Origin of the sequence: Pseudofrankia sp. EUN1h (assembly GCF_001854645.1) — a bacterium.
GTDB classification, from domain to species: Bacteria; Actinomycetota; Actinomycetes; order Frankiales; family Frankiaceae; genus Pseudofrankia; species Pseudofrankia saprophytica.
This window is the reverse complement of sequence record NZ_MBLN01000083.1, coordinates 97,271-103,842: the sequence shown is the minus strand read 5'-3', so window position 1 is coordinate 103,842 and position 6,572 is coordinate 97,271. Positions and strand designations below refer to the sequence as shown.

The 6,572-nt window shown below is 62.2% G+C and carries 4 protein-coding genes; 3 read left to right on the top strand and 1 reads right to left on the bottom strand.

Features of this window, described 5'->3' with window-relative positions:
• The coding region (locus BCD49_RS44420) for a hypothetical protein (RefSeq protein WP_198939475.1) at positions 1 to 860 on the top strand (860 nt) is incomplete at its 5' end.
• Between the two features lie 10 nt (positions 861 to 870).
• On the top strand, positions 871 to 1,353 hold the full coding sequence (locus tag BCD49_RS33565; RefSeq protein ID WP_007515292.1) for a GNAT family N-acetyltransferase: 483 nt from the start codon (positions 871 to 873) through the stop codon (positions 1,351 to 1,353).
• A 7-nt stretch (positions 1,354 to 1,360) separates the two neighbouring features.
• Here the strand turns inward: BCD49_RS33565 and BCD49_RS41375 are convergent, their stop codons facing one another.
• Positions 1,361 to 5,296, bottom strand: coding sequence for a helix-turn-helix domain-containing protein (locus BCD49_RS41375; protein WP_158072979.1), 3,936 nt, complete (start codon positions 5,294 to 5,296; stop codon positions 1,361 to 1,363).
• A 1,029-nt stretch (positions 5,297 to 6,325) separates the two neighbouring features.
• Between BCD49_RS41375 and BCD49_RS43805 the strand changes: the two genes are divergently transcribed.
• Positions 6,326 to 6,490, top strand: coding sequence for a hypothetical protein (locus BCD49_RS43805; protein ID WP_157845322.1), 165 nt, complete (start codon positions 6,326 to 6,328; stop codon positions 6,488 to 6,490).
• Positions 6,491 to 6,572: the final 82 nt, after the last annotated feature.

The following is a 6,572-nucleotide window of genomic DNA, read 5'->3' as shown; positions in this document are numbered from 1 at the left end:
CGACGCGGTACCTGCCCGCCGCCGTGCAGCTGGACGACTTGGCCGCCGACTTCGCCGAAGTGCAACACGCCTTGTCAACCCGCCAGCCGTCCAGCACGACGAGGCAACTCACCCGCATCACGGCGCAGTTGGCCGGGCTCATCAGCTTGTCGCTCATCAAGATGGGACAGCGCGGCCCCGCCCGGGCCTGGGGCCGGACGGCACGGTTGGCCGCCGGGGAAGCCGGAGATCCGGCGGTGGCGTCGTGGGTTCGGGCCCAGGACGCTTACACCTATTACTACGGCGGCTCCGTGCCTGAGGCCATCGCGGCGGCGAAGGAAGCCCAGGCCCTTGCGGGCCAAACGCCCTGCGTGGGGGCTGTATTGGCCGCCGCGCTCCAGGCCCGCGCCCATGCAGTCCTCGGGCAGCAAGCCGAAACCGACGCGGCCCTGCGCCGGGCCGAAGCCATCCTGAGCAGCCTGGCTACAGAAGACGTGACGGAGTCCGCCTTCGGCTACAACGAAGCCCAACTCCGCTTCCACGAGGGCAACGCCCTGACCCATCTCCACGACCGAAGCCGGGTCTGGGAGGCCACCGATCGGGCCTTGACCCTGTACCCGGCCAGCGACTACATGGACCGCACCCTCATCCAGTTGGACCGGGCCGATTGCCTCATCCATGACGGCGAGGTCGCCGAAGGGGCCGCCCGCGTCGCGCGGACCCTTCTGGAACTGCCACCGGGGCGGCGGGACGGGCTCATCCTCCAGCGGGCTCGGGGCCTGGCCCAGGCCACCGCCCGCCATCACCGGACGCTGCCTGCTGTCCGGCAGTTGTACGAAGTGCTCGAACTGCCTGCCGGATCTGTCGGAGGCGGGGCCTAAACTCTCGCGGGTGACGATTTCGGTACAGCCTGCCAGCCAGGACGACGCCGAAGACCTGGCCGCCCTCATGGCCGAGCTGGACTCCTTCTACGGCGCGCCGCCCACCGAGCAGCCTGCCGAGCGTCTCGCCCAGATCCGGCGGCTTCTCTTCGGCCCGGTCCCTGTGGCCTACGTCTTGCTGGCCCGGGACAAGGGCCGACTGGTCGGCATGGCTTCGTACTCCTACTTGTGGCCTGCTGCCGGAGTCACTCACTCGCTGTTTCTCAAGGAGCTGTACGTGTCCGCGGACGCCCGGAGGCACGGTGTGGGGCGGCTGCTCATGGAGCGGCTTCAGGCCATGGCCACCGAGCAGGGGTGCAGCCGGTTCGAGTGGACGACCGATCTGGAAAACACGGCAGCGCAGGCATTCTATGACGCCTTGGGTACTCGGGTGCATGAGGGCAAGGTGTTTTACCGGGTTGAGGGCGGCACGGCCACATCCATTAACACTTGACCTTAGCCTAGTCCGAGTCAGCCCAAAATCGCGCTTGCCTGTCCTCTTGCTGAGCCTGTCGTTCGTAGTCTTCCGAAATATTTTGTAGGATACGAGCCGTCCGAGGCCAGTTAATCTTCGCCAAAGACGCCCATTCGCGGTAGCGGCTCGCGAGGACTCGCTCCTGTTCACCTCCGTCGTAAACCCCACGTGTAGTGACGCCTCTGTCATTCATCACCCCGATATGCAGTCCGTTCTGCATGGATGGGCTACCGATTACCTCCAGAAGTTCCCGGACAGGTTCGGCAGGCCAGATACCATCAGCGCCAGCTGGACTCGCCGCAAGGACTTCGCCTATCTGTTCGTCGCCCACGTCAGCCCGATCAGCCTCTGCAAGCGCGAGCCGAGCCTCGCGCACCCAGCGGTTGAGGTGTTCCGCATCAACCGTATCGTCATCACGGCGCCCCGGGAGATTACGCCAGTTCTTAATGATCCACCATGCATGACGAGCAATCGCCTCATCGTGCTCGCTAAGCTGGCGTCGCACCTCATTTCTTCCACGGTAGATTCTAGAAATAAGGTCGACGAAAAAACTCGGGTCGCCGTCAAGCGCCTTAAACAAAGCTCGTGGTTCCCGTTGATCTTCAAGAAATCGAAAGAGCGCGAACTCGTATCGCATTCGCAATTGAAATTCGACATTCTCTCTTTCCAAGTAGTCAAGAAGACGTCCAACTTCGTATGCAAGCGACGACGGCTGAGTACCCGCTGGATCGGTAACTATCGCCTTGTCGAGTACTGCGGCCACAAGCGCTGGCGAACAGAACGATTCCCCCTCTCCCCCTAGAACTCCGGGACTTGCTATCAACTGTACAGCGGCCCAAGCTCGCCCGTGGCTAAGAAGTTCTCGTGCCGCACGGTCAATGTCGACGGCCGAAATAAATCTCGCCGACGTATTTTTCCAGTACGTATTTATGAGCTCTGGATCGATGTCGTTCAGCGCGTCCCAATATTCAGGACGAGCGGGCACACTTAGAGCAATTGCCTCTCGCCGAGCAGGATGGGCGGCCTCCGGACGCCGAAGCGTCTCATGAAGCCATCGGATACCGTGGTCCGATAGCTTACGTTCGGCCCAAGCCGCCGCAGTGTTCCTGATTCTTAGATTCTCGGAATCGAGCCAAGAAAGAAGTGCCGGCGTGAGATTTTCAGAAACTACAGCTCCGACAACCCATCCTAGTTGGCCTGATGCAATGCTCTTCTCCGCCAACCGTTGCAGACCATCAATCGACCCTTCGGCGAGTATCTCGGTCACAGCTTGCGTCCGCAATCTGAGGACTTCTGCGGCATATTCTTCGTGATTCATAAGATCAATCTCAGGCAAATCCGGATGCCACTCGAAAAGATAAGCATACCGCTGCGCATTCGTCGTGGGCTTAAGTCGTTCGGCGACTATTTCCAAACGGGCAAGACTGTCGCCATCCATCGCCCACGCCGCAGTCCGGAACGCGCGATTCCGGCTGACCTCCTTGTAGATTGGTTCCCACAATAGAAGGCGCTGATCCGAGTCCAGTTCCGCAATCTCGCTGAAGAGGTCGAGCCCATCGATCAGTCGCTTTCGCTCTGCTGGAGGAAGTGGTCCTAGACGAACCCCCAGGTCGGCCCACCGTTGCGGATCAGTGTCAGCTGAGTCGATGGCGATCCGCACGAGTCYTCCGATGTAGTCAATCCACTCCGGGATGAGGACCGCAGCTTCGTCGGGTTTCCAGTCATGGAACCGTGGATCATGCGGTGGATGCGAGATGGCGTGACTGCTCGGCCACACGCCGAGAATCACCTTCCAACCCACATCAGGTAGCCGGCGCCGCAGATAATCGATTATGCCTATCTTCGTTTCGACGGGGGCGGCCGTGTTGTGAACCCAGCCGGCAAGTACTTCTTGCAGGCTTGTGAGGGGCCTGTTCGACAGGCGTCCACCGGGATCGACAGTGTGGAGGCGCGCGAGCATGTACGACGCCTCGGCGACAAGATCTTTGGACCAACATAGAGTTTCAAGTGCCCACAATAGTCCAGTATGCGACGAAGATCCGTAGGCGCCAGACCCTTGATCATTGTCCTGAAACATAAGGGTGAGAATCGGTTCAGGGCGAGAAAGGTCCTCGTCGACAGCTTCCAAGAAGCAGTTTGGAGCAGCCTCCGCAAGCAATGGCAGTACGTCTGCCAGCGACCGCCATACATGCGCCGTGGTATCGGTGTTGGCACGCCTGAGAACTTTTTGTACCAAGCGTCGCGCTTGGTCGGATCCGCTCACTCCGTCGCCGAGTAGTTCATTTCCCAGAGAGCTAAGCAGGGCGGCACCTTGCGCTAGTCCCTTTCGGAGAACGGCTGAAGTAGATCCGTCTATCCCCTCGGAGCCCCCTGAGATTAGTTCGGCGTGATCAAATGTCGGGTCGGCAGACAGGAGGACTGCTCCAGCAATCCGGTGCCAGCGGTCAAGGTCCGCCAACCTCAGACTGTCGTGGAGGACCAGGAAAGCCTCTTCCGCCGAGGTGAGATGCCACTTACCACCTGAACGAACGAACGGCGGATCATCTGTCTTGAGTCCTTGCAGCAGTACTGCCTCCACGTCGTCCCACGGAACATCCGCGAGAAGGCTAATTATCTTCTTATCTTCAGGAATGTCGCTCCACGCGCCTGCTAGCACGAGCGGCGCTATGATCGCGGCGGCCGGGGAGCGTGCCCACGAGGGGCGCAATACTCTCGGGTCACGGGCCAGGGTGCGCATCAGTGCCGGGAGGCTGCGGCGGGCCAAAGCAGCCAGTCGATCGGCGCGGTCGTCAGGTATCCCCGACGCCTTCAGCGAGTTGGCGGCGCCTCTTCGTTCGGGTGGAGGAAGGATGATCGCTGAGGCTCGTACGATTTCATCCGGACCGGCAGGCAGGATGATGTGGTGGCTGCGAGCGGAAAAAATTTCAGGATCGTTGAACAGAGGAACGAGCAGTATTCGACCGGGTTGCGAGCTAACACGATTCCAGACGTCGGCCGAGGATATGACGAGTGCTTGATCGACGAGCCCGGAAGTCCCATGCGTTGGTCCGATGACCGAATACAGGAAGGCGACGGCCTCATCCMGCGACCCCGCTTGTACTGTAGTGACGGTCGCATCCCCATTGAGAAGATCACTTAGCTGCTGACACTGCTTATCCCGACCGCTGCGAAACAACTCGGCGCGAAGCGCGGGATCTGTACGAACCTGAAAGCGATTCCACCACCGTTCGAGGGTCTCCCCATCTCGCGGGCTTCGACCAAGTTGCTCGGAGGTCCAGTAGTGAGCGGTTGGCGAGGCTTGAAGCCACCCTTCCAGATCGTCAGCGTCAAGAACACGGACGTCACGGAAAAACTGGTCAGCACGCCGCTGAGCTGCCCATTCGTCCGCACCGGGCCACCGCCTGGGTGTCGCGAAAATAAAGATCGATTTTGACGGGACGGCGCCTGCCGGGTCTTCTCGTCGCTTCTTGTAATCGGCATCTGCTTTTGCTCGGGAATCTCTGCCTACACCAAACTCGAAGTACAGCGATCCCTTAGGTAGATAAGAGGTTCCTTCCGACTCGGCGTGACCGTCCCAGCCGCCGGCCGAGACACCATCGCCGGCACGAACTGAAACCCCGGTTAGACCGGTTGTAGAGACGAACAGTCGTCGCATCACCTCCGGGAACGTGTCCTGCGCCTCCCGGGTAGCCGCCCACTGGTGGAGTTGGCTCGCGCCGACCAGCTCGGGCCCCAGCGTCCGTCGATCTGGGGCCACCGACAACACGGAGGCCCCTCGCTGGTCCTGAAGACGTTGCACATCTCGAGCATCGAAGCGGTGGAACCGCGCGCCAGGCACCTTGGCGGTCGGGAGAAGCCCCTGTTTCACCCAGTTACGGATCGTGTTCTCGTGGACACCAAGGCGGCGGGCGGTCTCCCGCACGCTCAGCAGCTCTGGGGCCCCAGTCTGGTCTCCACTCATACACACATGCTACTCTCGTTGTGGACTTTGTGCACTGAGCCGACCGGGCTCGGCGTGCAACCCAGGCGTCCCGATCAACGAGTCAAGGTAGGTGGGCGACCGGATGGCTGCCTCCGAGGGGACGCCGAGTCAGCGTCGCCCCAGGGGTCTTGCGCGATCCGCCGGCGCGGCGGCCACCTCCTTCGCTGGAGTCGGCGGAACTGCCACGATCATGACCGTTCATGGCAGTACGGTGGCGGCGCTGCTCGTCTTCGTCACCACGCAGATCTGGGGGGCATGCGAGCTGCGGTTGCGGTGGAGGCATGCCAGGTTGCACGAGTACCTTGTCCGGAAGGCAGCCGATAACCCTGCGGACGCTGACCTCCGCACCCTGCTGGTTGACTTCGCTGGCACCCACCCGGATGGCATCGGCGAGCGGCTCCCGCTTCGACCTGAGTTCGGACGTGCGCTTTCCACTAGGAGTAGGGGCCGATGAGGGGCCCGGCTCCCGGCGGCAGGTGACGTGAGCCCTCGATGGGACCCGGCTGACGCCAGGCACGGCTAGAGATCAGTCTGGCGATGCCGTGAGGCCGGCGACCCCAGCCTCGACGGCTGCTCCAGCACCTCTGCGGCTCCCGACTTCTTGAAGTTTCGGCCCTCCTGCGCCTGGAGCCACACCATCTGGTGCGCCTGGTTCACGAACTGCCGTGGCGGGAGGACGCCCCGCCCGCACCCACAGCGACAGGTCGATACGCTGAGGCGTGCCGTCTGAGGGTCGCCAGTCGGGATACCTGTCTCACCCGACAGGTTCACCAAACGATCAAGTTCCTCCCGAAATTGATCACTGGAAAGGCGCTCCACGARGTCTACCGCCGACGCTGCTCGTTGGTCCTTTGGACCAACTTCGCCGGTGTCGCGATATTGCTCCGGGGGGCGACCCCCGGACCCCCGGTGTCGCGCTTCGCGCGACCTTCTTCCGGGGTGGGCGCTTCCGGAGTGGGCGTTTCCGGGGTGAGCGCACAGTCCGACGCGACGACCCGCCTGCAGCTGGTCGCCACCGCCTCGGACGACGCGGCCACCAGCACGAGAAGCCGCCGGCACGACGACTCCCCCAAGCCTCCCGGGGTCGCGAACCCGCCGTCGTTCACCTCACTGGAGATAGCAACGGCGGCTTGATCGCTGTTGATGCCCTCCGGCGGTCGTGATCCAGACGCCGGAGCAACCACGGCAGGGCCGAAACAGCAATCAGCACCCGGCG